Below are 780 nucleotides of genomic sequence, written 5' to 3' on the forward strand. Positions count from 1 at the left end.
GGGATAAAAGGCAGCGGTGTTTCGACTACGTATGCTCCTTCACGCCGTGCAGCGTCGGCATAATTAACGCCGATTGCCGCAACTTTAATGAGCACATCTTTCTTTTTTGGTACAGGGCGTGCAATATCGATAACTTGAAGAACATCAGGTCCTCCGTACTGCGTAAATTGAATGGCTTTCATCTTATATCCCCCTCTTATTTCCCATGAAATAGTGGCTTTCTTTTTTCTTTAAACGCAGATATTCCTTCTTGATGATCTCTTGTTTCTACCATAAGCACTTGCGTTAGCCTTTCTTGTTCAAGGACTTGTTCTAATGTTAAATGAAAGGAATCGTTGACAATTTTTTTCATTTTCCCATACGCTTTGGTTGGTCCTTGTGATAAGCGACTTGCAAAGGATGTGACCTCATCTTTCAGCTGATTTAACGGTACTACACGATTTAAAAAACCAGCTTTGTAAGCCGTGTCGGCATCCATAGGCTCTCCTAAAAATAATAGTTCCTTCGCTCTATGGGGACCAACGACCTTTGTAAGAAAGTAAAGGCCTCCTCCGTCTGAAATCAATCCAACTTGAGAAAAGCTTAATACGAATCGACTTTCTTCTGACGCAATGATAAAGTCAGAAGCGAGAGCTAAATTAAAAGCCGCTCCTGCTGCAAATCCATGAACTGCTGAAATAATTGGCTTCTCTAGATTTTGCATCGCTAAAATACATTCATTTAAACGGCCGATATGTTCATAAACATCAGATCCGGATGCTTGGCCCATCGTTTTTACAT

General features: G+C 41.0%; 1 protein-coding gene and 1 pseudogene. Both read right to left on the reverse strand.

The window, feature by feature from the left end; translation table 11 throughout:
- Positions 1–182, reverse strand: a pseudogene (locus tag AC1DRF_RS30570) (quinone oxidoreductase family protein); the annotation flags it as partial.
- A gap of 14 nt (positions 183–196) precedes the next feature.
- The coding region (locus tag AC1DRF_RS30575; RefSeq protein ID WP_477742645.1) for an enoyl-CoA hydratase/isomerase family protein at positions 197–780 on the reverse strand (584 nt) is incomplete at its 5' end.

The sequence above is a fragment of the Priestia sp. P5_B4 genome (assembly GCF_056400385.1).